The following is a 21,867-nucleotide window of genomic DNA, read 5'->3' as shown; positions in this document are numbered from 1 at the left end:
GGCGCTGCGGTTAAACTGGCGCGCAATGCGCCGAAAGGCCGGCAGCGCGGCGATTCCCATGGGCGCGGCCAGTCCGGTAGCCCGCGATTGTATAACAGTCGGGTCTCCCGCCGGGGGAGGCCCAGTTGCCGGAAGCCGAAGGCGCCGATGCTGAATACCCTGGATTTCGTCCTGCTGCTGCTGGCCGCGGCAGTGGTTGTGGTGACCCTGTTCCGCAGCCTCAACCTGCCACCGGTGCTGGGCTACTTGCTGATTGGCGCGCTCGGCGGCCCGCACGCGCTGGACCTGCTGCACGAGCCGGCCACGGCTCAGCATTTGGCCGAGTTCGGCGTCGTCTTCCTGATGTTCTCCATCGGCCTGGAGTTTTCCCTGCAGCGGCTTTACGCGATGAAGCGCATCGTGTTCGGCCTGGGGGCCGCGCAGGTGCTGGGCACGACGCTGCTGACCATGGTTTTCGGCCGCCTGGGCGGACTGGGCTGGGGCGCCAGCTTCGTGCTTGGCGGCATCTTGGCGATGTCTTCCACCGCCATCCTGTCCAAGCTGTTGACCGACAGGCTGGAGCTGGATCGCCCGCATGGCCGCGAAACCATAGGCGTGCTGCTGTTCCAGGACCTGGCTGTGGTACCGCTGATGATCATGCTGCCGGCGATGTCGCGGCCGCCGGAGGCGCTGCTGATGACGCTGGGGCTGGCGACGGTGAAGGTGGTGGTGCTGCTGGCGTTGGTGCTGGGGTTCGGCCAGCGGTTGATGCACCGCTGGTTCACCGTGGTGGCGCGGCGCAAGTCCGGCGAACTGTTCATGCTCAACGTGCTGCTGATCACCCTGGGGCTGGCGTGGCTCTCGGACCTGGTGGGGCTCTCGCTGGCGCTGGGCGCCTTCCTCGCCGGCATGCTGATCTCGGAAACCGATTACCGCTACCAGGTGGAAGAGGATATCAAGCCCTTCCGCGACGTGTTGCTGGGCTTGTTCTTCGTCACCGTCGGCATGTTCCTGGACGTGGGAGTGATCCTGCGCAGCCTGCCGGCGGTGTTCGGCCTGTTGCTGGCGCTGCTGCTGTGCAAGTTCCTGATTGTCTTCGCCGCTTCCCGCGCCTTCGGCTCGCCGACCGGCACTGCGATGCGCTCCGGCCTGTGGTTGTGCGCCGGCGGCGAGTTCGGCTTCGTGCTTTTGTCGCAGGCGGTGGAGCTGAGATTGTTGCCAGGGGGGATGGAGCAGGCGACGGTGGCGGCGCTGGTCCTGTCCATGCTGCTGGCGCCGTTGATCGTGCAGGTGAGCGACAAGCTGGTGATGCGCTTCGTTGCTTCGGAATGGCTGATGCGCTCCATGGAGCTGACCCGGGTAGCGGCGCAGTCCATCAATACCGAGAAGCACATCATCGTCTGCGGCTATGGCCGCAGTGGCCAGTACATGGCGCGTTTCCTGGAGCAGGAGAACGTCAGCTACATGGCGCTGGATCTGGACCCGGAGCGGGTGCGCGAAGCGCGGGCCGCTGGCGACAGCGTGGTCTACGGCGATGCGGGAAGGCGGGAGACGCTGATGGCGGCCGGCATCCTGCGGGCGAGCGCGCTGGTGATCTCCTTCGCCGAGGTGGAGACCGCGCTGCGGGTCATGCATCACGCCCAGGCCTTGCGGCCGGGCTTGCCCATCGTGGTGCGGGCGGCGGACGAGGCAGAGATGGATAAGCTGTCGGCCGGCGGTGCGGCGGAGGTCGTGCCGGAGGCCTTCGAGGGCAGCATCATGTTGGCCTCCCATGCATTGGCGCTGATCGGCGTGCCACTCAACCGGGTAGTGCGGCGCATCCGCGACATCCGCAACCAGCGTTATGCGCTGATGCGCGGTTTCTTTCATGGCGTGACCGACCTTGGCGAGCCGGACGCGGTCCAGGCCAGGCTGCAGTCGGTCACGGTGCCGCCCGGGGCGCCGGCGGTGGGGCGCTGCATCGGCGATCTCGCGCTGGAGGAGATCGGCGTCGGCGTGTCCGCGGTACGGCGGCGGGGCATACGCGGCGTTTCGCCGGCAGCGGAAACCCGGGTTGAGGAGGGGGACATCCTGGTGCTGGTCGGTCTGCCGGCGGGCTTGGAGGCCGCAGAGGCGCGCTTGCTGAAGGGTGCTTGAGCGGGGCGCCACGCATGGCGTGGTCGCAATGTCTTCGGCATTGTTCAGTGTGTCTGAAAAGACAATATCGTTGCCGCGCTGCAACAGTCCGGCGGACTGCCGGAGGCTGTCTGGTAGACTGCGCGGTTTGCAAATTTTCGACGACGAGCCGTGGCGATCGAAAGCCCTGAACTTCCTCCGTTGGTCAGCCTGAGCGGCGTGCGCTTCGCGTACGGCGAGCGTGAAGTGCTGCGCGGCATCGATCTGTCGGTGCACCGGGGGCAGGTGGTCGCCATCATGGGCGGCAGCGGTTGCGGCAAGACCACGCTGCTGCGCCTCATCGGCGGTCAGTTGAAGGCATCCGGCGGCACCGTCGAGGTGGCCGGCCACGATCTCGCCGGCCTGGGCAACGCGGATCTCTACGCGCTGCGCCGGCGCATGGGCATGCTGTTCCAGTTCGGTGCGTTGTTCACCGACATGTCGGTGTTCGACAACGTTGCCTTTCCGCTGCGCGAGCACACCGATCTGCCGGCCGGCATGGTGCGCGACCTGGTGCTGATGAAGCTGCAGGCGGTGGGCCTGCGCGGCGCGGCGACGCTGATGCCCTCGGAGTTATCCGGCGGCATGGCGCGGCGGGTGGCGCTGGCCCGCGCGGTGGCGCTGGACCCGATGCTGATCCTGTACGACGAGCCCTTCGCCGGGCTGGACCCGATCTCGCTGGGCATCATCGGCCAGCTCATCCGTCGGCTGAACGATGCGCTGGGCGCGAGCTCCGTCATGGTCACCCACGATGTGCACGAGTCGCTGGGCATCGTCGATTACGTCTATTTCGTTTCCGAAGGGCGCATCGTCGCGCGCGGCACGCCGGACGAGATCCGCGCCTCCGCCGATCCCTTCGTGCATCAGTTCGTGAACGCCGAGGCCGATGGTCCGGTGCCCTTCCACTATCCGGCGCCCGCCATCGCCGAGCAGCTCGGCGGAGGGGCATGATGAGCGGCCTGGCGAATTTCCTGCGCCGCATCGGCGCGATGGCGGTGGATGGCGTCTGGCGGCTGGGTTTCGCTACCCGCTTCCTCGGTCTGGTGCTGTTGTATTCCGGCCAGTCGCTGCGGCGGCTGCCGCTGACCATACGCGAGATCTACTTCAGCGGCGCGCTGTCGCTGCTGATCATCCTTGTATCCGGCCTTTTCGTCGGCCTGGTGCTGGGCTTGCAGGGCTACGACATCCTGCAGCGCTTCGGTTCCAGCGACGCGCTGGGCACCATGGTGGCGCTGTCGCTGCTGCGCGAGCTGGGCCCGGTGGTGGCGGCGCTGCTGTTCGCCAGCCGTGCCGGTTCGGCGGTGACCGCCGAGATCGGCCTGATGAAGACCACCGAGCAGCTGAAGGCGATGGACATGATGGCGGTGAATCCCATCGCCCGCGTGGTCGCCCCTCGCTTCTGGGGCGGCGTGATCTCCATGCCGCTGCTGGCGGCGATGTTCTCCGCCATGGGCATCTTCGGCGGCTGGTTGATCGGCGTGGTGTTCATCGGCGTGGATGATGGCGCCTTCTGGTCGCAGATGCAGGCGGCGGTGGATGTGCGCTACGACGTGATGAACGGCGTCATCAAATCCTTCGTGTTCGGCGTCGCGGTATCGCTGATCGCGGTCTTCGAGGGCTACGACTGCACGCCCACGGCCGAGGGCGTATCGCGGGCCATCACCCGCACGGTGGTGAGCTCCGCGCTGGCCATCCTGGCCCTCGACTTCGTACTGACTTCCTTCATGTTCCGGGGACAATGATGAGTCGCAAAACGCTTGATCTTTGGGTGGGGCTCTTCGTCGTTCTCGGCTTCGGCGCCCTGGTGTTCCTCGCGCTCAAGGTGGGCAACTTCTCCGGCCTGGGCGGCAACGCCACCTATTCGGTGGAGGCGCCCTTCGACAACATCGGCGGCCTCAAGGTGAAGGCGCCGGTGAAGAGCGCGGGCGTGCTGGTGGGCCGGGTGGCCGACATCCGTTTCGACGAGAAGAGCTTCCGCGCGATGGTGCGGCTGGATATCGACAACCGCTACGAATTTCCGCGCGACACCATCGCCACCATCCTCACCTCCGGCCTGCTCGGCGAGCAATACGTCGGCCTGGAGCCGGGCGCGGACGAGGCCGTGTTCAAGAACGGCGACCGGGTGCAGATCACCCAGTCTGCCGTCGTGCTGGAAAAGCTGATCGGGCAGTTCCTGTTCAACAAGGCGGCCGAGCCTTCCGCTGAGCCGCAGAAGTGAACCGGTGTCCGCAAGGGAGAAGAGAACGATGAGGAACGCTGCCGCTTCATCCGCCCGCAGCAAAGCGCTGGCGCTGGCCTGTGTCAGCCTGCTGGCGGTCGGGTGTGCCAGCCGTCCGGCCAATCCGGACGATCCGCTGGAGGGCTACAACCGGGCGATGTTCTCGTTCAACGAGCAGGTCGACCGTGCGGTGCTGAAGCCCGTCGCCCAGGGCTACGATACCGTCACGCCCACGCCGCTGCGCATTGCCATCGGCAACGTGTTCAGCAACATCGGCGACGTCTGGATAGGCGCCAACAACCTGCTGCAGGGCAAGCCGCAGGACGCGCTATCCGACGGCATGCGGGTGCTCGTCAATACTTTCTTCGGCTTCGCGGGCATTCTCGACATCGCCAGCGAGATGGGCTTCACCAAGCATGACGAAGACTTCGGCCAGACCCTGGGCACCTGGGGTGTGGGCGAGGGCGCCTACGTGGTGCTGCCCTTCTTCGGGCCTCGCACGGTACGCGACAGTGCCGGCCTGGCGCTGGACCTCTACGCCGATCCGGTCACCGGCATCAGCGACGTCCCGGTGCGCAACTCGCTCACCGGGTTGCGCGTCATCGATACCCGTGCCCGCCTGCTGGGTACCGAGCGCACGGTGGACGAGGGTACGCTGGACAAGTACGCCTACATCCGCGACTTCTACCTGCAGCAGCGCCGCTACAAGGTGAACGACGGCAACCCGACGAATATGTACGAGGATTTCGACGCCGAGGATGATGCCGCGGCGCTGGGCCGCGGAACCGATGCAGCCGCCCATTCGGCGGTAGAGCGGCTTGAACTGGTCGCGGTGGGGAATGTCGGAGCTACTCCGGCGGCCCTGGCCGCTGCCCCCAGGAATCGGGACACAGAATGAGAAAACTCCTTGCTTGCCTGGCGGTCTTGATGACCGCCCTCCTTGCCCCTGCGCAGGCGGCCGAACCCAATGGTGCGCCGGATGTGCTGGTGCGCGACGTGACCAACGAAGTGCTCGCCATCGTCCGCCAGGACAAGGCCATCCAGGGCGGCGACACCCGCAAGGTGTTGCAGCTGGTGGATGAGAAAGTGCTGCCGCACTTCAACTTCCGCCGCATGACCATGCTCGCCGTCGGCCGCGACTGGCGCAGCGCCTCGCCGGACCAGCAGCAGGCGCTGACCGACGCTTTCCGTACCCTGCTGGTGCGCACCTACTCCAATGCGCTGACCCAGTACCGCGACCAGACCATCGACTTCAAGCCGCTGCGCATGGCGCCCGCCGACACCTCGGTACAGGTGCGTACCGAAGTCCGCCAGCCCGGCGCCCAGGCCATCGGCATCGACTACATGCTGGAGAAAGGGAACGACGGCTGGAAGGTGTTCGACGTCATCGTCGCCGGCGTCAGCCTGGTGACCAACTACCGGGGCACTTTCGCTCAGGAGATCCGTACCGGCGGCGTCGATGGCTTGATCCGCTCGCTGCAGGAAAAGAATCGCGCGCTCGAAAGCGGCAAGGCCGGCGCATGAGCCTGTCCGGCCTTTTCCTGGCGACGGTGCGGGTGGCGCGGTGAACGAGGCGGGCGTGCTGCGCCTCAATGGCCCGCTGACCATGCGGACCGCGCCGGAAGTTCTGCAGCGTGGGCGGGATGCTGTTGCCGCCGGAGACGTGGTGATAGACTTCGCCGCCATCGCCGAGGCGGACTCCGCCGCCCTGGGCTTGCTGCTCGACTGGCTGCGCGCCGGTCGCGAAGCCGGTCACCAGGTTCAGGTGCGCGGCCTGCCCCGCGGCCTGCAAAGCCTCGCCGAACTCTACGGTATCCAAGACCTCCTGCCTCTGGCCCCCTGAAAGCTGTTTCGATGACCCTGCCCGCAATCCGCATTTCCGGTGTCACCAAGCGTTATGGCACGCTGCAGGCGCTCGGCGGGGTCGATCTGGAAATCGAGCAGGGCGAGTTCTTCGGCCTGCTCGGCCCCAACGGTGCCGGCAAGACCACGCTGATTTCCGCCCTCGCCGGGCTGGTGCGACCGGATGACGGTACGCTGGAAGTGATGGGGCACGATGTGGTTTCCGACTACCGCAACGCCCGCCGTCGGTTGGGCGTGGTGCCACAGGAATTGGTGTTCGATCCCTTCTTTTCGGTGCGCGAGATGTTGCGCATCCAGTCCGGCTACTTTGGTATCCGCGGCAACGACGACTGGATAGACGAGATCCTCGCCAGCCTGGACCTGACCGCCAAGGCGCACCAGAACATGCGTGCCCTGTCCGGCGGCATGAAACGCCGGGTGCTGGTTGCCCAGGCGCTGGTGCATCGGCCGCCGGTCATCGTGCTGGACGAGCCCACCGCCGGTGTGGATGTCGAACTACGGCAGGGGCTGTGGCAGTTCATCCGCAAGCTCAATCGCGACGGCCATACCATCGTGTTGACCACCCATTACCTGGAAGAAGCGGAAACGCTATGTGGCCGCATCGCCATGCTGAAGGGCGGCCGGGTGGTGGCGCTGGACTCCACCGCCAACCTGCTGCAGCGCTTTGCCACCCATACGCTGAGCGTGCGGGTGGCGCGGCCGGAAATCGCGGCGAGCCTGGGTGGCGTGAATGGCGAGGCGGGCTGGATGGAGTTTGCCTTCGAGGGCTATCTCGAAGTCGAGACGCTGCTGACGCGCTTGCGCGAGGCGGGCGCCGGCCTGATCGAGATGCGCCTGGGCGAGCCGGACCTGGAGCGGGTATTCGTCGAGGTGATGCACAGTGCCTGAAGTGTCGCAACACGCCGGCCGTCCGGTCGACCTGCCTCCGGTGGGGCGCGAAGTGCCGCTGGCCGGCTTCCGCACCCTGTTGTACAAGGAAGTGCTGCGTTTCTGGAAGGTGGCTTTCCAGACGGTGGCGGCGCCGGTGCTCAACGCGGTGCTCTTCCTGCTGATCTTCGCCCATGTGCTGGACCGCCATGTGACCGGCTACGGCGAAGTGGATTACACCGCCTTCCTGGTGCCTGGCCTGGCGATGATGTCGCTGCTGCAGAACGCCTTCGCCAACAGCTCCTCTTCGCTGATCCAGAGCAAGATCACCGGCAACATCGTGTTCGTGCTGCTGCCGCCGCTGTCCTACCGCGAGTTCTATTCCGCTTACGTGATCGCCTCGGTGCTGCGTGGCCTGTTCGTCGGCGTCGGCGTGCTGCTGGTGTCCATCCCCTTCGTCCATCTGCCGCTGGCGCATCCGCTGTGGGTGCTGGCGTTCGGTGTACTCGGGGGCGCTTTCCTCGGCTCGCTGGGCGTGATCGCCGGTATCCAGGCAGACAAGTTCGACCAGCTCGCCGCTTTCCAGAACTTCCTGATCATGCCGCTGACCATGCTTTCCGGCGTGTTCTACTCCATTCATTCCCTGCCGCCGCTGTGGCAGGATGTGTCCCACGCCAATCCGTTCTTCTACATGATCGACGGCTTCCGCTACGGCTTCTTCGGCCAGTCCGATGTCTCGCCGTGGCTCTCCCTGGCCGTGGTCGGTTTCTGTTTCGTTGCGCTCGCAGTGCTTACCCTGGCCATGCTCGCCCGGGGCTACAAGCTGCGTGCATGAGGTGATCAAGACATGTTCGACGCGAATGAAATCAAGCGCCTGATCGGTGCAAGCCTGCCCTGTGACTTCGTCGCCATCGAGGGCGACGACGGAGTTCACTTCACCGGTATCGTTGTCAGCGCAGCCTTCGAGGGCAAGCCCATGGTGCGTCAGCACCAGGCAGTGTATGCCTCGCTGGGGGCGCTGATGGGCAACGAAATCCACGCCCTGCAGTTGCAGACCTACACGCCGGCCAAGTGGGAAACGGTGCGCGGCGAACTCGGTCTCTGAACGGAATCTAGATGGATAAATTGTTGATCGCCGGTGGGCGCCCGCTCGCTGGCGAAATCGCCATTTCCGGCGCCAAGAATGCGGCGCTGCCCATACTCTGCGCCGCGCTGCTCACTCGCGAGCCGGTGACCTTCACCAACGTTCCCCGCCTCAATGACATCGCCACGCTGCTCAAGCTGCTGGCGCAGATGGGCGTGAAGGTGGAGCGCGGTGCCGGCGATGAGGTGACGCTGGATGCGTCCGGTCTGGACAATCCGCTGGCGCCTTACGAGATGGTGAAGACCATGCGCGCCTCCATCCTGGTGCTGGGGCCGCTGGTGGCGCGCTGTGGCGAGGCCAGGGTTTCGCTGCCGGGCGGCTGCGCCATTGGCGCACGTCCGGTGGACCAGCACATCCGCGGCTTGCAGGCGATGGGCGCCGACGTGCGGGTGGAGCACGGCTACGTGCAGGCCAGCGTGCCGCGCCTGAAGGGCGCGAGGCTGTTCACCGACATGGTGACGGTGACCGGTACCGAGAACCTGATGATGGCGGCCTGCCTGGCCGACGGCGAGACAGTGATCGAGAACGCAGCTCGTGAGCCGGAAGTGGTCGATCTCGCCAACTGCCTGGTCGCGATGGGTGCGCAGATTTCCGGCGCCGGTTCGGACGTGATCCGCATCCGCGGCGTCGAGCGGCTGCACGGCACGACCCACCGCATCATGCCGGACCGCATCGAGACTGGAACCTACCTGTGCGCGGCGGCGGTGACCGGCGGCGAAGTCCGGCTTACCGGCACCTCGTCCTGCTACCTGGATGCGGTGGTGGACAAGCTGATGGACGCTGGCTGTGATGTCGTCAGCGAACGCGATGCCATCCGTATCAAGGCTCCGGCCCGACTCAACTCGGTGAGCCTGCGTACCGCGCCCTATCCCGCCTTCCCCACCGACATGCAGGCCCAGTTCATGGCGCTGAATTGCGTGGCGCAGGGGGCGGCAATGATACGGGAGACCATCTTCGAGAACCGCTTCATGCACGCGGTGGAATTGCAGCGCCTGGGTGCGGATATCCGCATCGACGGTAATACCGCGGTGGTGCACGGTGTGGAGCGGCTGCAGGGGGCGACGGTGATGGCGACCGATCTGCGTGCCTCCGCCAGCCTGGTGATCGCCGGCCTGGTGGCCGAGGGTGAGACCACGATAGAGCGCATTTACCACCTTGATCGCGGCTATGAGCGCCTGGACGACAAGCTGGCCGCGCTGGGCGCCAGCGTCCGGCGTCTGAGCTGAACGCGATCCCCGCCGTTGCGGCGCGGCGGTGCTTGCAGCCACCGCGCCCGCGACCGGCATCAGAGGTCGTACTGGCCGGCCGCTTCCGGCTGCCAGGTGACCTCCAGCACCTTGAGGCGGATGGCCTTGCCGTCCGGCGTGGCCCAGTCGATGCTCTGGTTGGCCGACAGGCCGAGCAGGGCGGCACCCGCCGGGGTGAACACCGAGACCTTGCCGGCCGCGGCGTCGGCTTCGCGGGGATAGGCTAGCGTCAGCTCATATTCGCGGCCGGTGTTTTCCTCGCAGAAGCGGGCACGGCTGTTCATGGTGATGACGTCGGCCGGCATGTCCTCCGGCTCGCGCACGTCGGCGCGCTCGAGTTCGTCGCGCAGGGCATCGAGATCGCCGCGGGCGCGGGCCGCCGGGGCGAACAGCAGTGCCTCCAGGCGTTCGAGGTCGCGGGACGAAACGATGATTTCCGGTTTCATGGTTCTGCTCCTGGGTAATGAAGTCGAGAGCCCGCATCGCGATTATGCGATACGGGAAGATTCGAGCGGATTACGGGGGCGGGGAGTCCGCCGGAAAAAGTAAAAGGCCGAACCGCCGTCGGCGGTTCAGCCAGTGGGTCGGAGGCTAACAGAAGCCACCGCGGGTTACAATGTCGGCCCAATCCCCGCAAGGTTTTCGTCCGTGTCCAGCATCACCCTCGCCCTGTCCAAGGGCCGCATCTTCGAGGAAACGCTGCCGCTCCTGGCTGCCGCCGGCATCGTGCCGACCGACAATCCCGAGTCTTCGCGCAAGCTCATCATCGGCACCAACCGGCCGGACGTGCGCCTGGTCATCGTGCGCGCCACCGATACGCCGACCTATGTGCAGTACGGCGCCGCGGACCTCGGCATCGCCGGCAAGGATGTGCTGCTGGAGCATGGCGGCGCCGGCCTGTACCAGCCGCTGGACCTCAATATCGCCCGCTGCCGCCTGTGCGTTGCTGCGCCCAAGGGCTTCGATTACGCTGCGGCCACGCGGCCTGGCGGACGCATCCGCATCGCCACCAAGTACATCGACAGTGCCAAGGCCCACTTCGCCGGCAAGGGCATGCATGTCGACCTGATCAAGCTGTACGGCTCGATGGAACTGGCGCCGCTGGTCGGCCTGGCCGACGCCATCGTGGACTTGGTGTCCACCGGCGGCACCCTGCGCGCGAACAACCTGGAGGAGGTGGAGGAGATCATGGACATCAGCTCCCGCCTCATCGTCAACCAGGCCTCCCTGAAGCTGAAGCGTGACCTCATCCAGCCAGTGCTGGAGGCCTTTGCCGGAGCCGTGAAGCCATGAGCAAGACCGCCATCCGCCGCCTGGATGCCCGCAATCCCGGCTTTTTCGCCGAACTGGATGCGCTGCTCGCCTTCGAGTCGGAGGCGGATGAACGCATCGACAACGCGGTGACCGAGATCCTGCGCGGCGTGCGTACCACCGGCGACACCGCGGTCATCGAGTACACCCGCCGCTTCGACCATCTCGATGTGCACGACATGGCAGCCTTGGAACTGCCCAGGCATGAGCTGCAGGCGGCGCTGGCGAGCCTCTCCGCCGCCCAGCGCGATGCGCTGGTGATCGCCGCTGAGCGGGTGCGCAGCTACCACGAGCGGCAGAAGGCGGAGTCCTGGGAATATGTGGAGGCGGACGGCAGCCGGCTGGGGCAGAAGGTGACGCCGCTGGACCGCGTCGGCCTTTATGTGCCGGGCGGCCGCGCCTCCTACCCGAGTTCGGTGCTGATGAATGCGATTCCGGCCAAGGTGGCCGGCGTCGGCGAGCTCATCATGGTGGTGCCGACGCCGCGCGGCGAGAAGAATCCGCTGGTGCTCGCGGCGGCCGAGATCACCGGCGTGGACCGTGTCTTCACCATAGGCGGGGCGCAGGCGGTGGCTGCCTTGGCCTACGGTACCCAGACCATTCCGCAGGTGGACAAGATCGTCGGCCCGGGCAACGCCTTCGTCGCCGAGGCCAAGCGCCGGGTGTTCGGCGCCGTGGGCATCGACATGGTGGCCGGGCCGTCCGAGGTGCTGATCATTTCCGACGGCAGCGGCCACGCCGACTGGGTAGCGATGGACCTGTTCGCCCAGGCGGAGCACGACGAACTCGCCCAGTCCATCCTGCTGTGTACCGATCTGTCCTTCATCGATGCGGTGCACGAGGCCATAGACCGGCTGCTGCCGACCATGCCGCGCCAGGAGACCATCGCGAAATCGCTGGCCAACCGCGGCGCGTTGATCCAAGTGGACAGCCTGGAGCGGGCCTGCGCCATCGCCAACCGGATCGCGCCGGAGCACCTGGAGCTGTCGATGGAGAAGGCAGAGCAGTGGATAGACCAGATTCGCCACGCCGGCGCCATCTTCGTCGGTCACTGGGCGGTGGAGGCGCTGGGCGACTACTGCGCTGGCCCCAACCACGTGCTGCCGACCATGCGCAGCGCGCGATTTTCTTCGCCGCTGGGCGTGTATGACTTCCAGAAGCGGACCAGCATCGTCCATATCTCGGAGGCTGGCGCCCAGCATCTGGGCAGGGTCGCTTCAGTGCTGGCCCACGGCGAAGGCTTGCAGGCTCATGCCCGTTCGGCGGAGATGCGGCTCAAGGTTTGAGCCTGTGCTTGATGCTTGCTTGATGTTACGGCCCTGCAATTGCAGGGCCGAGTTCCTTTCAGGCCAGGATCTCGCCTAGCGCGGCCAATAGCGCGTCGCACTGCGCATCGGTGCCTATGGTGATGCGCAGGAATTGATCGATGCGCGGCGCGCGGAAGTGGCGCACGATGATCGCCCGCTCGCGCAGCGCGGCCGCCAATCCCGCGGCGTCGTGCCGGGGATGGCGGGCGAATACGAAGTTCGCCACCGACGGCAGCACCTCGAATCCCAGTTTCGCCAGCTTCTCGGCCAGGCGGCTGCGGCTGGAAATTACCCGTTCGCAGCTGTCGCGGAAGTAAGCTTCGTCTTCCACGGAGGCGACCGCGCCAGCCAGCGCCAACCGGTCCAGCGGGTAGGAGTTGAAGCTGTTCTTCACCCGCTCCAGCGCTTCGATCAGATCCGGATGGCCCACGGCGAAGCCCACCCGCAGGCCTGCGAGGGAGCGGCTCTTGGAGAAGGTCTGCACCACCAGCAGGTTGGGATAGCGTTCGACCAGCGGGATTGCGCTCTCGCCACCGAAGTCCACATAGGCCTCGTCCACCAGCACTACCGCATCCGGGTTGCTGGCCACGATACGCTCCACGTCCGCCAGGGCGAGCAGGCGGCCGGTCGGGGCGTTGGGGTTGGCGAAGATGATGGCACCCGCCCTCCGGCCCGCCGCCGGCATGTAGTCGCCAGGCTTCAGGCTGTAATCCTCGGCCAGCGGGATGGTCTCGTAGGCGATCTCATAGAGGCCGCAATACACGGGGTAGAAGCTGTAGGTGATGTCGGGAAACCACAGCGGGTCGTCCTGCTTCAACAGGGCAAGGAAGGCGTGGGCCAGGACTTCGTCCGAGCCGTTGCCGACGAAGATCTGCGCCGGGGTGAGCTTGTGGCGCTGCGCCAGCACGGCCTTCAGCTTGTCTGCATTGGGGTCGGGGTAGAGGCGCAGGCTATCGTCCGCTGCTGCGCGGATCGCTGTGAGCGCCCGCGGTGACGGGCCGTAGGGGTGCTCATTGGTGTTGAGCTTGATCAGCTTGTCCAGCTTGGGTTGCTCGCCCGGCACATAGGGCGTCAGGCTGCGGACGATGGGGCTCCAGTAACGGCTCATGGTGGCTTGGTGGGTCCGAGTGCGAGAGGGGCGGGAGGCGCCGCCAAGCCAGACGGCGGTGGCGTGGCTAGGCGCGAAACCCCGCGCCGAGGCGGGTTTTGCCTGCTGCTTGCTTTGCTGCTGCAGAGCCGGGCGATGTTATCATGACCCCCGATTCCCACCCGTAGTGATGTTTCAAGCCATGCGGCAAGCAGACGTAAAGCGCGACACCCTGGAAACCCGGATCTCCGTCCGGATCGACCTCGACGGTACCGGCAAGGCCACGCTGGCCACCGGGGTGCCCTTCCTCGACCACATGCTGGATCAGATTGCCCGTCATGGCGCCATCGATCTCGACGTGAAGGCGGAAGGCGATGTGCATATCGATGACCACCATACCGTGGAGGACGTCGGCATCACGATGGGGCAAGCCTTCGCTCGCGCCCTCGGCGACAAGAAGGGCATCCGCCGCTATGGTCATTCCTACGTGCCGCTGGATGAGGCGCTGTCGAGGGTCGTCGTCGACTTTTCCGGTCGCCCGGGGCTGCACTACTTTGTCGAATACACCCGTGCGCGTATCGGCAATTTCGATGTGGATCTGGCGCGCGAGTTTTTCCAGGGCTTCGTGAACCACGCCGGCGTCACGCTGCACATCGATAACCTGCGTGGCGACAACGCTCATCACCAGTGCGAAACCATTTTCAAGGCCTTCGGGCGGGCGCTGCGCATGGCCGCCGAACGTGACGAGCGCGCCCTCGGCGCCATTCCCTCTACCAAGGGGGCGCTCTGAGCAGCGCGGGCTGAGCAGACGCACCTCTTCTTCCAGACAGACGGATTCCAGCGATGACCAGCGTGGCCATCATCGATTACGGCATGGGCAATCTGCGCTCGGTCGCCAAGGCAATCGAACATGTCGCCCCGGAGAGGGAGGTGGTGGTGACCTCCGATCCCGGAGTAGTCGCAGCCGCCGAACGTGTCGTCTTTCCTGGTCAGGGAGCGATGCCGGACTGCATGCGCGAGCTTGATCTGCGTGGCCTGCGCCCGGCGGTGCTGCAAGCGGCGGCAAGCAAACCCTTCCTTGGTATCTGTATCGGCCAGCAGATGCTTTTCGAGCACAGCGAGGAAGGTGACGTGCCCGGGCTGGGCGTGCTGGCTGGCAAGGTGGTGCGCTTCCCCGAGGCGCGCATGGCGCTGGCCGACGGTGCCCGCCTGAAGGTGCCGCACATGGGTTGGAACGAAGTCTGGCAGCGGAAGGTGCAGCACCCGATGTGGGAAGGAATTCCCGATGGCGAGCGCTTCTACTTCGTTCATAGCTACTTCGTGTCGCCGGCGGAGGGGGCTGTGACGGCTGCCGAAACCGACTATGGCCTGCGCTTTACCAGTGCGGTAGCACGGGCTAATATCTTCGCGGTCCAGTTTCACCCGGAAAAGAGTGCGCAAGCAGGTTTGCAGCTGCTTTCCAACTTCATACGCTGGGCGCCCTGAGCGCAACCGGTTCCTTTCTTCATTCTTATAGTTTCACATCCAGGTATGTTGCTGATTCCCGCCATCGACTTGAAGGACGGTCACTGTGTACGCCTGAAGCAGGGCGAAATGGACGGTGCAACGGTCTTCTCCGAAGACCCGGCCGCCATGGCGAAGCACTGGCTGGACCAAGGCGCGCGCCGTCTGCATCTGGTCGACCTCAACGGAGCCTTCGCCGGCAAGCCCAAGAACGAAGCAGCCATTCGTGCGATCACGCAGGTCGTTGGCGACGATATCCCGGTGCAACTCGGTGGCGGTATTCGTGATCTCGACACCATAGAGCGCTACCTGGACAACGGTATTACCTACGTCATCATTGGTACCGCGGCGGTGAAGAACCCCGGGTTCCTGCACGATGCCTGCGGTGCCTTCCCAGGTCACATCATCGTCGGTCTGGATGCGAAGGACGGCAAGGTTGCCGTGGATGGCTGGTCCAAGATGACCGGCCATGACGTGGTCGACCTGGCGAAGAAGTTCGAGGACTACGGTGTCGAGGCCGTGATCTACACCGACATCGGCCGCGACGGCATGCTCTCCGGCGTGAACATTGAGGCCACCGTGCGCCTGGCGCAGGCGCTGCGCATCCCGGTGATTGCCAGCGGCGGCATCGCTTCGGTGACCGACATCGACGCGCTGTGTGCGGTGGAGGCGGAAGGCGTGATGGGGGCCATCACCGGCCGTGCGATCTACGAGGGCACCCTGGATTTTGCCGCAGGTCAGGCGCGCGCCGACGAACTCAACGGCGCCGCTTCCTGATGCTCGCCAAGCGCATCATCCCTTGCCTCGATGTGAATGCGGGGCGCGTGGTGAAGGGCGTCAACTTCCTGGAACTGCGTGACGCCGGCGATCCGGTGGAGGTCGCCCGGCGGTACGACGAGCAAGGCGCAGACGAAATCACCTTCCTTGACATCACCGCCAGCTCCGACGACAGGAACATCATCCTGCACGTCGTCGAGCAGGTCGCCGACCAGGTCTTCATTCCGCTGACGGTGGGCGGTGGCGTGCGCACGGTGGAAGATGTACGCCGCTTGCTGAATGCCGGTGCGGACAAGGTCAGCATCAACACCGCGGCGGTGAACAATCCGCAGGTGGTGCAGGAGGCCAGCGACAAGGTGGGCAGCCAGTGCATCGTGGTCGCCATCGACGCCAAGCAGACCGCGCCGGGCAAGTGGCAAGTGTTCACTCATGGCGGCCGCAACAACACTGGGCTGGATGCGGTCGAGTGGGCGCAGCGCGTCGCCAGTCTCGGCGCCGGCGAAATCCTGTTGACCAGCATGGACAGGGACGGCACCAAGGCGGGTTTCGACCTTGGGCTTACCCGGGCGATCGCCGATGCGGTTGCGATCCCGGTAATCGCCAGCGGCGGCGTGGGTTCGCTTGAGCATTTGGCCGAAGGCGTTTCCCAGGGGCGTGCGGATGCGGTGCTTGCCGCCAGCATCTTCCATTTCGGCCAGCACACGGTGCGGGAAGCCAAAGAGTTGATGCGTGAGCGGGGAATCGAGGTCAGGCTGTGAGTGCGAGTACCAAGTGGTTGAATGAGGTCAAGTGGGACGAGAACGGGCTGGTGCCGGTTATCGTGCAGGAAGCCTCAAGCGGCGACGTGCTGATGTTTGCCTGGATGAACCGCGAGGCCCTGCAGCGTACGGCAGAACTGCGTGAGGCGGTGTATTGGTCGCGCTCGCGGCGCAAGCTGTGGCACAAGGGCGAGGAGTCCGGCCACGTGCAGAAGGTCCTGGATATCAGGGTCGATTGCGACAACGATGTCGTGCTGCTCAAGGTCGAGCAGGTGGGCGGCATTGCGTGCCACACCGGGCGGCACAGCTGCTTCTTTCAGCGTTATCTCGCGGATGGCCGTTGGGAGGCAGTCGAGCCGGTTCTCAAGGACCCGAAGGATATCTACAAATGATCGATATCGAAGTGCTGCACCGGGTGGCAGCCACCATCGCGGAGCGCAAGGGCGCCTCTCCCGAATCTTCTTACGTCTCCAGCCTCTACGCCAAGGGTACTGACGCGATCTGCAAGAAGGTGGCCGAAGAGGCGGCCGAGACCATCATGGCGGCCAAGGACGGCGAGCGTCTGCATATCGTTCGCGAGGTCACCGACCTCTGGTTCCATTCCTTGGTGCTGCTGGGGCACTACGGCCTTTCAGTGGATGACGTGTTGGCCGAGTTTCGCCGCCGTGAGGGTGTGTCCGGCATCGACGAGAAGCGGTCGCGCAAGGGTTGAGAGGCAGCGATGAGCGGATGCATCTTCTGCCGCATCGCTGCCGGTGAGATCCCCGCGCGGAAAATTTTCGAGGACGAGCATGTCCTCGCATTTCATGACATCCAGCCTCAAGCCCCCGTTCATATCCTCGTCATCCCCAAGGCCCATATTCCCTCGATGGCCGAACTGACCGCAGAGCACGAAGCCGCCATGGGACGTGCGATGGTGGTTGCGGGCCGGTTGGCCCGGGAACAAGGCTGTGCGGATGGGTTCAGAACCATCGTGAACACCGGGCGGGTCGGTTTGCAGGAGGTGTATCATCTTCATGTTCACGTGTTGGGCGGGCCGGACCCCCTGCCGCCCATGCTGAAGCGTTAAGGAGAGCAGTATGGGTTCATTGAGCATCTGGCACTGGCTGATCGTGCTGGTCATCGTGTTGCTGGTCTTTGGCACGAAGAAGTTGCGCAACATCGGGCAGGACCTCGGTGGTGCGGTCAAGGGTTTCAAGGACGGGATGAAGGAGGCTGACGGCGCTGCCGATGCCGCATCCCAGCAGAAGATTGCCGGCCATGGCCAGACCATCGATGGCGAGGCGCGGGAAAAGGTCGAGAAGACCCATTCCTGATCTACGCGTAACCCGCGAGGCGAGGGGCGCCCACAGGAGCGCCCCTTCGTTTTCGCAGCGGACCTGAAATCATGTTCGATTTTGGTTTTTCGGAGCTGCTCGTCATCGGGGTGGTGGCGCTGATCGTCATCGGGCCCGAGCGCCTGCCCAAGGTGGCACGCACGGCGGGGCACCTGCTGGGGCGGCTGCAGCGCTACGTTTCGGACGTGAAGTCGGATATCCAGCGCGAAATGCAGCTCGAGGAATTGAAGAAGCTGCAGCAGCAGGTGCAGCAACAGGCCAGCGATCTGGAAAGCTCCATGCGTTCCCAGATGGCGAAAGTGGAGGCTGAGGTGCATCAGGCGGCAGAAGAGGTGCGTGCCGCCCTGCCGGAGGCCGCTGCCCAGGCAGGGGAAGAAGTGGCTGCAGTGCCGGTTGAGGAGGCTGCGGCCGTGCCGGTCGAGCCCAGCCCTCAGCTCGAGCTTGGCCTTGGAAACGATCAGGCCAAGGTGCCTGCGGCCTTGTCGGCCAGCGAAACGCCCAAGATTGCGGACAAGGCATGAGCGAGCAGCACGAGACTTTCATCGCCCACTTGGTAGAACTGCGTGATCGCCTGCTGCGGGCAATCATCGCCATCGTCGTTGTATTCGTTTGCCTGATGCCCTGGGCCGGTACGATCTACGACCTCCTTGCGATGCCGATGATGCGGACCTTGCCCGAGGGGACGCACATGATTGCGACTGGCGTGGTCACGCCCTTCTTCGTGCCGGTGAAGGTGACCATGCTGGTGGCTTTCGTGATCGCGCTGCCCGTCGTGCTCTATCAGGCTTGGGCCTTTATCGCTCCGGGCTTGTACGCCCACGAGCGGCGGCTGGCGATTCCGCTGGTGCTCGGCAGTACGGTGCTGTTTCTGATGGGGATGGCGTTCTGCTACTTCTTCGTGTTCGGCACCGTCTTCAAGTTCATTGCCGAGTTCGCGCCCAAGAGCATCGTCCCTGCGCCGGACATCGAGCAGTACCTTTCCTTCGTGATGTCCATGTTCCTCGCCTTTGGCATCACTTTTGAAGTGCCGGTTGCCGTCATCCTGCTGGTCAAGGCTGGACTGGTGGAAATCAGCAAGCTGAAGGAAGTGCGGCCTTATGTGATCGTCGGGGCCTTCGTGATCGCCGCCATCGTCACCCCGCCGGATGTGGTATCGCAGTTCATGCTGGCGGTGCCGATGTGCCTCTTGTACGAACTGGGCATTCTCCTGGCGCGGTTCGGCGAGAAGAAGCCGGGCATGGGCACGGCAGTGGCGACGACTGCTGCGATGGACAAGGAACTGGACCGAATCGAGGCGGAAGAGGGGAGGGGCAAGCAGGGCTGAGGCCTTTCCTGCTCCCGTCCCGACGCCTCATTTGTTGCTCAATTGCTGAGGTGGAGGCCGGCGGCCGACCTCCACCTGCAGGTCCAGTTCGTTGTTCTGGCGGCGGATGCGGAAGCGTGCGCTGTGTCCGGGTGGCAGTGCGGCGACAAGTTCGAGCATGCTCTTGGGGTCGGCCACGGTCTTCTCATCCACCGCGACCAGTACGTCCCCCGGCTTGATCCCCGCCTTTTCTGCCGGGCTGCCGCGCAACACCCCCGCGATCAACGTCCCCTCTGTGCTACCCAGGCCGAAGCTCTCCGCCATATCCGGGGTGATCTCCTGGATCTCCACGCCTACCCAGCCGCGGGTGACCATTCCGGTTGTGACAATCTGCTCCAGTACGTTTCGCGCCAGGGAGACCGGGATGGCGAAACCAATACCCAGCGAGCCGCCGGAGCGGGAATAGATCGCGGTGTTGATGCCCACCAGGTTGCCGCGGGCATCTACTAGCGCACCACCGGAATTGCCAGGGTTGATGGCCGCGTCGGTCTGAATGTAATTCTCGAAGGTGTTGATGCCGAGATGGGTGCGTCCCAAGGCCGAAACGATGCCCATCGTGACCGTCTGGCCGACGCCGAAGGGGTTGCCTATGGCCAGCACCACGTCGCCCACCTTCAGACCCTCGGCACTCGCGAAGGTGATGGCCGGCAACTGGGCTTCCGCCTGGATGCGCAGTACGGCGAGGTCGGTTTCGGGGTCCTTGCCCACCATGCGAGCGGGGAATTTGCGCCCATCGTTCAGTGCCACCTCGATTTCATCTGCGGCGTCGATGACGTGATTGTTGGTAAGGATGAAGCCGTCCGGACTGACGATGACGCCTGAGCCGAGACCCGCGCTGCGTTGGCTGTCATTGTTGCCATTGCCTTGGCGGTCGCCGAAGAAATGGCGAAAGATGGGGTCGTCCAGCAGCGGATGGCGCGGGTTCTGGATGGCCTTGCTGGTATAGACGTGGACGACTGCCGGCATGGAGCGCTGTGCTGCGCTTGCGTAAGAACCGGGTGCAGCGGCGGCGTCGCCGCCATTCTCTTCCGGCGCCTGCAGGATGGCGACCACCGAGGCGGGGGCTGCTTCGCGCAGCCATTCAGGCTTGAGCGTATTCAGAACGAACAGGGCCGCGACGCTGATTGTCACGGCCTGGGCGAAGATCAGCCACAGGCGGCGCATAATGTTGCCCGGTCTAGGCAAGTGGCCGGAGCGGCGCTTGCCGGAGTTGGTAGGTGGAAGAGAGAGGGGATCGCATGCAACTCATCGAGCTGCAAACTCACTTGGATGAACTGCTGGAAGTTCCGCGGCTTCGCGATTATTGCCCAAACGGTTTGCAAGTGGAAGGACGCGCCCGGGTGCTGCGGGTGCTGTGCGGGGTAACCGCCAGCCAGGCATTGGTGGACGAAGCTGTGGCCCAGGGCTATGACGCAATCTTCGTCCATCATGGCTACTTCTGGCGGGGCGAAGATGGCCGGATCACCGGCATTCGCAAGCGCAGGCTGGCAGCGCTGCTGAAGCACGACATCAGCTTGTTTGCCTATCATCTGCCGCTGGATCTGCATCCGGAGCTGGGTAATAACGCTCAACTCGGCAAGCTGATGGGCTGGCACGCCGAATCCCGCTTCGCTGACCAGGATCTGGGATGGCTTGGACGTCCCGCGGTTGCTGCCGGGGAGGAAACCGCAGGCCAACTGGCGCGCTCGATTGCCGCACGGCTGGGCAGAGACCCGCTGCTGGTCGGTCCGGAAGCGCGGCCGGTGCGCAAGGTGGCGTGGTGTACCGGCGGGGCGCAAGGTTACTTCGAGCAGGCTATTGCCGCCGGGGCGGATGTGTACATTTCCGGTGAGCTGTCGGAGCAGACGACCCACCTGGCGCGTGAGGCCGGGGTGCCTTACATCGCAGCCGGCCATCATGCCACTGAGCGTTACGGTGCAAGGGCGATGGCGGAGTACATGAAGAGCACGCTGGGGCTGGAGGCGGTGTTCTGCGATATCGACAACCCCGCCTGAGCGGGGGTAAAGCTGCTCAGGCTGCGGCGTCCGTCTCCTCCGGGGTCGGGCGGTAGGGCCCCAGTTCCATTTCGAGAATAGCTGCGAGCGTCAGGATGTCGTCGATGACATTGAGTGGGAAGCCCTCCCGGGTGCCGTCGCGATTATCGCGCAGCAAGGTCTGCAGATAGGCCTGGGCCTCACGGGTGCCCCAGGTGGCCTGGAGCGCGCTGATGATGTGGGGCATCTGCTCAAGCGTTGCGGTAGCGCGGCGTGCCTGGTCGAAGTTGTCCCAGGTGACGGCTTTCACGTTGAAGGTCTTGTTCAGCTGCCGGGCCAGGCCATCGAACTCGGAGCGCAGCCCCGCTGCCCGGTAGACCTCCAGCAGTTTCAGCCACGGCGTTACCGCCTGCTTAGGGTTGCTGCGGATGAATTCGGCCAGTGTTTCCGCGGCGCCATGCACCCGGCCAAAACTCATCATGATCTCCGCCAGCTCGATTGCGGAGTCATGCTCTTCCACGTTTTCGTCTTCCGGCTCCAGCGGGGCAACCGCTCTGCGCTCTGCCTGCGAGACCGGGCTGCCGTCCCAGTCCAGCGGGGCAACGCCGGAGATGTGGGTCAGCGGCTGGGGGGCGGGCGCGAGTTCGGTGGCGGGTGCCTCCGGAGGCAAGCTGGGAGGCACTTCGGAGAAGGCCGCCTTGGTCGTGGCCGGGAAGACCTCGAGCCGTTTTTCCCGCTGCCTCAGGAACAGCAGGACAAGCAGGATCGCAAGCGCCACCAGCAACGCGGGAATCTGCCAGGCACTGTCGTCATCGGCGCCGTCGGCCGCGGGAGGCGCAGGCAAAGTGGCCTCCGGGGTCGCCGGCGCGGTCGTCGCCGTCTGCGTGTCGGGCGGGTCTTCTTCTGCGGCGGGTGTTGGCGATTCCTCGGTCACTGCGGGCGCAGGCGGATCCTCGGCCGCCGGCGGAGTTTCCTCGGG

27 protein-coding genes and 1 pseudogene are annotated in these 21,867 nt (G+C 65.1%); 24 read left to right on the top strand and 4 right to left on the bottom strand.

Translation table 11 applies throughout. The features are described 5' to 3' along the window. Positions 1–147: 147 nt before the first annotated feature. The 11 genes from GRF61_RS12705 to murA all read left to right on the top strand — a co-directional run bounded on the left by GRF61_RS12705 (position 148) and on the right by murA (position 9,451). Positions 148–2,115, top strand: coding sequence for a monovalent cation:proton antiporter family protein (locus GRF61_RS12705; protein WP_169151017.1), 1,968 nt, complete (start codon positions 148–150; stop codon positions 2,113–2,115). Between the two features lie 150 nt (positions 2,116–2,265). After that, positions 2,266–3,084, top strand: coding sequence for an ABC transporter ATP-binding protein (locus tag GRF61_RS12700; protein ID WP_169151016.1), 819 nt, complete (start codon positions 2,266–2,268; stop codon positions 3,082–3,084). Then, on the top strand, positions 3,084–3,875 hold the full coding sequence (gene mlaE / locus GRF61_RS12695; protein ID WP_169151036.1) for a lipid asymmetry maintenance ABC transporter permease subunit MlaE: 792 nt from the start codon (positions 3,084–3,086) through the stop codon (positions 3,873–3,875). The genes GRF61_RS12700 and mlaE overlap by 1 nt, the downstream gene beginning before the upstream one ends. Continuing rightward, positions 3,875–4,351 carry an outer membrane lipid asymmetry maintenance protein MlaD gene (gene mlaD, locus GRF61_RS12690; RefSeq protein WP_211165924.1) on the top strand — a complete coding sequence of 159 codons (477 nt, stop codon included), beginning with the start codon at positions 3,875–3,877 and terminating at the stop codon, positions 4,349–4,351. The genes mlaE and mlaD overlap by 1 nt, the downstream gene beginning before the upstream one ends. A 28-nt stretch (positions 4,352–4,379) precedes the next feature. After that, positions 4,380–5,249: a VacJ family lipoprotein gene (locus GRF61_RS12685; RefSeq protein ID WP_169151014.1), complete on the top strand. Its 870-nt coding sequence runs from the start codon at positions 4,380–4,382 to the stop codon at positions 5,247–5,249. Beyond that, positions 5,246–5,875 (top strand): ABC transporter substrate-binding protein, encoded by a 630-nt coding sequence (locus GRF61_RS12680; protein WP_169151013.1) that lies wholly within the window; start codon positions 5,246–5,248, stop codon positions 5,873–5,875. Before GRF61_RS12685 ends, GRF61_RS12680 begins: the two co-directional genes overlap by 4 nt. 55 nt (positions 5,876–5,930) lie before the next feature. Beyond that, positions 5,931–6,194: an STAS domain-containing protein gene (locus tag GRF61_RS12675; protein WP_348982389.1), complete on the top strand. Its 264-nt coding sequence runs from the start codon at positions 5,931–5,933 to the stop codon at positions 6,192–6,194. An 11-nt stretch (positions 6,195–6,205) separates the two neighbouring features. Further along, entirely contained in the window at positions 6,206–7,102 is an 897-nt protein-coding gene (locus tag GRF61_RS12670; protein ID WP_169151012.1) for an ABC transporter ATP-binding protein, read from the top strand. 40 nt (positions 7,103–7,142) lie between these two features. Further along, a complete protein-coding gene (locus tag GRF61_RS12665; protein ID WP_348982391.1) occupies positions 7,143–7,916 on the top strand; it encodes an ABC transporter permease in 774 nt (257 codons plus the stop codon). 12 nt (positions 7,917–7,928) lie between these two features. Beyond that, positions 7,929–8,186, top strand: a complete 258-nt coding sequence (locus GRF61_RS12660; protein ID WP_133589515.1) for a BolA/IbaG family iron-sulfur metabolism protein — start codon at positions 7,929–7,931, stop codon at positions 8,184–8,186. An 11-nt stretch (positions 8,187–8,197) separates the two neighbouring features. Continuing rightward, the gene (murA, locus tag GRF61_RS12655) at positions 8,198–9,451 is read left to right on the top strand and encodes a UDP-N-acetylglucosamine 1-carboxyvinyltransferase (protein WP_169151010.1); all 1,254 of its coding nucleotides are present in this window, start codon (positions 8,198–8,200) and stop codon (positions 9,449–9,451) included. 59 nt (positions 9,452–9,510) lie between these two features. Here murA and rnk read toward each other — a convergent pair whose 3' ends face one another. Next, entirely contained in the window at positions 9,511–9,918 is a 408-nt protein-coding gene (gene rnk / locus GRF61_RS12650) for a nucleoside diphosphate kinase regulator (protein WP_133589519.1), read from the bottom strand. A gap of 202 nt (positions 9,919–10,120) precedes the next feature. Here rnk and hisG point away from each other — a divergent pair, with 202 nt between their 5' ends. Together hisG and hisD are read left to right on the top strand one after the other, a co-directional pair. Then, positions 10,121–10,765, top strand: coding sequence for an ATP phosphoribosyltransferase (gene hisG, locus GRF61_RS12645; protein WP_133589521.1), 645 nt, complete (start codon positions 10,121–10,123; stop codon positions 10,763–10,765). Continuing rightward, a complete protein-coding gene (gene hisD, locus GRF61_RS12640) occupies positions 10,762–12,069 on the top strand; it encodes a histidinol dehydrogenase (protein WP_169151009.1) in 1,308 nt (435 codons plus the stop codon). The genes hisG and hisD overlap by 4 nt, the downstream gene beginning before the upstream one ends. A gap of 58 nt (positions 12,070–12,127) precedes the next feature. Here the strand turns inward: hisD and hisC are convergent, their stop codons facing one another. Beyond that, positions 12,128–13,198, bottom strand: coding sequence for a histidinol-phosphate transaminase (gene hisC, locus GRF61_RS12635; protein ID WP_169151008.1), 1,071 nt, complete (start codon positions 13,196–13,198; stop codon positions 12,128–12,130). 181 nt (positions 13,199–13,379) lie between these two features. Here hisC and hisB point away from each other — a divergent pair, with 181 nt between their 5' ends. The 10 genes from hisB (at position 13,380) to tatC (ending at position 18,876) form a co-directional block, all read left to right on the top strand. After that, a complete protein-coding gene (hisB, locus tag GRF61_RS12630) occupies positions 13,380–13,967 on the top strand; it encodes an imidazoleglycerol-phosphate dehydratase HisB (RefSeq protein ID WP_169151034.1) in 588 nt (195 codons plus the stop codon). Positions 13,968–14,020: 53 nt separating this feature from the next. Beyond that, on the top strand, positions 14,021–14,662 hold the full coding sequence (gene hisH / locus GRF61_RS12625; RefSeq protein WP_169151007.1) for an imidazole glycerol phosphate synthase subunit HisH: 642 nt from the start codon (positions 14,021–14,023) through the stop codon (positions 14,660–14,662). 45 nt (positions 14,663–14,707) lie between these two features. Further along, the gene (gene hisA / locus GRF61_RS12620; protein WP_169151006.1) at positions 14,708–15,457 is read left to right on the top strand and encodes a 1-(5-phosphoribosyl)-5-[(5-phosphoribosylamino)methylideneamino]imidazole-4-carboxamide isomerase; all 750 of its coding nucleotides are present in this window, start codon (positions 14,708–14,710) and stop codon (positions 15,455–15,457) included. Beyond that, entirely contained in the window at positions 15,454–16,215 is a 762-nt protein-coding gene (hisF, locus tag GRF61_RS12615; RefSeq protein ID WP_348982390.1) for an imidazole glycerol phosphate synthase subunit HisF, read from the top strand. Before hisA ends, hisF begins: the two co-directional genes overlap by 4 nt. After that, complete coding sequence (hisI, locus tag GRF61_RS12610) at positions 16,212–16,607, top strand: phosphoribosyl-AMP cyclohydrolase (protein ID WP_169151004.1); 396 nt, start codon at positions 16,212–16,214, stop codon at positions 16,605–16,607. Before hisF ends, hisI begins: the two co-directional genes overlap by 4 nt. Further along, positions 16,604–16,927: a phosphoribosyl-ATP diphosphatase gene (locus GRF61_RS12605; protein ID WP_133589535.1), complete on the top strand. Its 324-nt coding sequence runs from the start codon at positions 16,604–16,606 to the stop codon at positions 16,925–16,927. Before hisI ends, GRF61_RS12605 begins: the two co-directional genes overlap by 4 nt. 9 nt (positions 16,928–16,936) lie before the next feature. After that, the gene (locus tag GRF61_RS12600; RefSeq protein ID WP_169151003.1) at positions 16,937–17,284 is read left to right on the top strand and encodes a histidine triad nucleotide-binding protein; all 348 of its coding nucleotides are present in this window, start codon (positions 16,937–16,939) and stop codon (positions 17,282–17,284) included. A gap of 10 nt (positions 17,285–17,294) precedes the next feature. Then, positions 17,295–17,531, top strand: coding sequence for a Sec-independent protein translocase subunit TatA (gene tatA / locus GRF61_RS12595; RefSeq protein WP_169151002.1), 237 nt, complete (start codon positions 17,295–17,297; stop codon positions 17,529–17,531). A gap of 71 nt (positions 17,532–17,602) precedes the next feature. Then, positions 17,603–18,073: a Sec-independent protein translocase protein TatB gene (tatB, locus tag GRF61_RS12590; protein WP_169151001.1), complete on the top strand. Its 471-nt coding sequence runs from the start codon at positions 17,603–17,605 to the stop codon at positions 18,071–18,073. Continuing rightward, complete coding sequence (gene tatC, locus GRF61_RS12585; RefSeq protein WP_169151000.1) at positions 18,070–18,876, top strand: twin-arginine translocase subunit TatC; 807 nt, start codon at positions 18,070–18,072, stop codon at positions 18,874–18,876. The genes tatB and tatC overlap by 4 nt, the downstream gene beginning before the upstream one ends. A 27-nt stretch (positions 18,877–18,903) precedes the next feature. On the opposite strand, the gene GRF61_RS12580 is transcribed toward tatC, so the two are convergent. Next, positions 18,904–20,079, bottom strand: coding sequence for a Do family serine endopeptidase (locus tag GRF61_RS12580; protein ID WP_169150999.1), 1,176 nt, complete (start codon positions 20,077–20,079; stop codon positions 18,904–18,906). Between the two features lie 74 nt (positions 20,080–20,153). On the opposite strand from GRF61_RS12580, the gene GRF61_RS12575 reads away from it, so the two are divergent. Then, positions 20,154–20,909 carry a Nif3-like dinuclear metal center hexameric protein gene (locus tag GRF61_RS12575; RefSeq protein ID WP_169150998.1) on the top strand — a complete coding sequence of 252 codons (756 nt, stop codon included), beginning with the start codon at positions 20,154–20,156 and terminating at the stop codon, positions 20,907–20,909. 16 nt (positions 20,910–20,925) lie between these two features. Here the strand turns inward: GRF61_RS12575 and GRF61_RS12570 are convergent. Continuing rightward, positions 20,926–21,867, bottom strand: a pseudogene (locus GRF61_RS12570) (hypothetical protein); the annotation flags it as partial.

Origin of the sequence: Azoarcus sp. TTM-91, assembly GCF_012911025.1 — a bacterium.
Classification (GTDB): domain Bacteria; phylum Pseudomonadota; class Gammaproteobacteria; order Burkholderiales; family Rhodocyclaceae; genus Azoarcus.
The sequence above is the reverse complement of the archived record's forward strand: the minus strand, read 5'-3'. Positions and strand labels throughout refer to the sequence as shown.

What these genes read in the sequence shown, in the direction of transcription:
- GRF61_RS12705 (WP_169151017.1), top strand. Translation starts at nt 148, where the DNA reads ATGCTGAATACCCTGGATTTCGTCCTGCTGCTGCTGGCCGCGGCAGTG.
- mlaE (WP_169151036.1), top strand. Translation starts at nt 3,084, where the DNA reads ATGAGCGGCCTGGCGAATTTCCTGCGCCGCATCGGCGCGATGGCGGTG.
- mlaD (WP_211165924.1), top strand. Translation starts at nt 3,875, where the DNA reads ATGAGTCGCAAAACGCTTGATCTTTGGGTGGGGCTCTTCGTCGTTCTC.
- GRF61_RS12685 (WP_169151014.1), top strand. Translation starts at nt 4,380, where the DNA reads ATGAGGAACGCTGCCGCTTCATCCGCCCGCAGCAAAGCGCTGGCGCTG.
- GRF61_RS12680 (WP_169151013.1), top strand. Translation starts at nt 5,246, where the DNA reads ATGAGAAAACTCCTTGCTTGCCTGGCGGTCTTGATGACCGCCCTCCTT.
- GRF61_RS12670 (WP_169151012.1), top strand. Translation starts at nt 6,206, where the DNA reads ATGACCCTGCCCGCAATCCGCATTTCCGGTGTCACCAAGCGTTATGGC.
- GRF61_RS12660 (WP_133589515.1), top strand. Translation starts at nt 7,929, where the DNA reads ATGTTCGACGCGAATGAAATCAAGCGCCTGATCGGTGCAAGCCTGCCC.
- murA (WP_169151010.1), top strand. Translation starts at nt 8,198, where the DNA reads ATGGATAAATTGTTGATCGCCGGTGGGCGCCCGCTCGCTGGCGAAATC.
- rnk (WP_133589519.1), bottom strand. Translation starts at nt 9,918, where the DNA reads ATGAAACCGGAAATCATCGTTTCGTCCCGCGACCTCGAACGCCTGGAG.
- hisD (WP_169151009.1), top strand. Translation starts at nt 10,762, where the DNA reads ATGAGCAAGACCGCCATCCGCCGCCTGGATGCCCGCAATCCCGGCTTT.
- hisC (WP_169151008.1), bottom strand. Translation starts at nt 13,198, where the DNA reads ATGAGCCGTTACTGGAGCCCCATCGTCCGCAGCCTGACGCCCTATGTG.
- hisB (WP_169151034.1), top strand. Translation starts at nt 13,380, where the DNA reads ATGCGGCAAGCAGACGTAAAGCGCGACACCCTGGAAACCCGGATCTCC.
- hisH (WP_169151007.1), top strand. Translation starts at nt 14,021, where the DNA reads ATGACCAGCGTGGCCATCATCGATTACGGCATGGGCAATCTGCGCTCG.
- hisA (WP_169151006.1), top strand. Translation starts at nt 14,708, where the DNA reads ATGTTGCTGATTCCCGCCATCGACTTGAAGGACGGTCACTGTGTACGC.
- GRF61_RS12605 (WP_133589535.1), top strand. Translation starts at nt 16,604, where the DNA reads ATGATCGATATCGAAGTGCTGCACCGGGTGGCAGCCACCATCGCGGAG.
- GRF61_RS12600 (WP_169151003.1), top strand. Translation starts at nt 16,937, where the DNA reads ATGAGCGGATGCATCTTCTGCCGCATCGCTGCCGGTGAGATCCCCGCG.
- tatA (WP_169151002.1), top strand. Translation starts at nt 17,295, where the DNA reads ATGGGTTCATTGAGCATCTGGCACTGGCTGATCGTGCTGGTCATCGTG.
- tatB (WP_169151001.1), top strand. Translation starts at nt 17,603, where the DNA reads ATGTTCGATTTTGGTTTTTCGGAGCTGCTCGTCATCGGGGTGGTGGCG.
- tatC (WP_169151000.1), top strand. Translation starts at nt 18,070, where the DNA reads ATGAGCGAGCAGCACGAGACTTTCATCGCCCACTTGGTAGAACTGCGT.
- GRF61_RS12580 (WP_169150999.1), bottom strand. Translation starts at nt 20,079, where the DNA reads ATGCGCCGCCTGTGGCTGATCTTCGCCCAGGCCGTGACAATCAGCGTC.
- GRF61_RS12575 (WP_169150998.1), top strand. Translation starts at nt 20,154, where the DNA reads ATGCAACTCATCGAGCTGCAAACTCACTTGGATGAACTGCTGGAAGTT.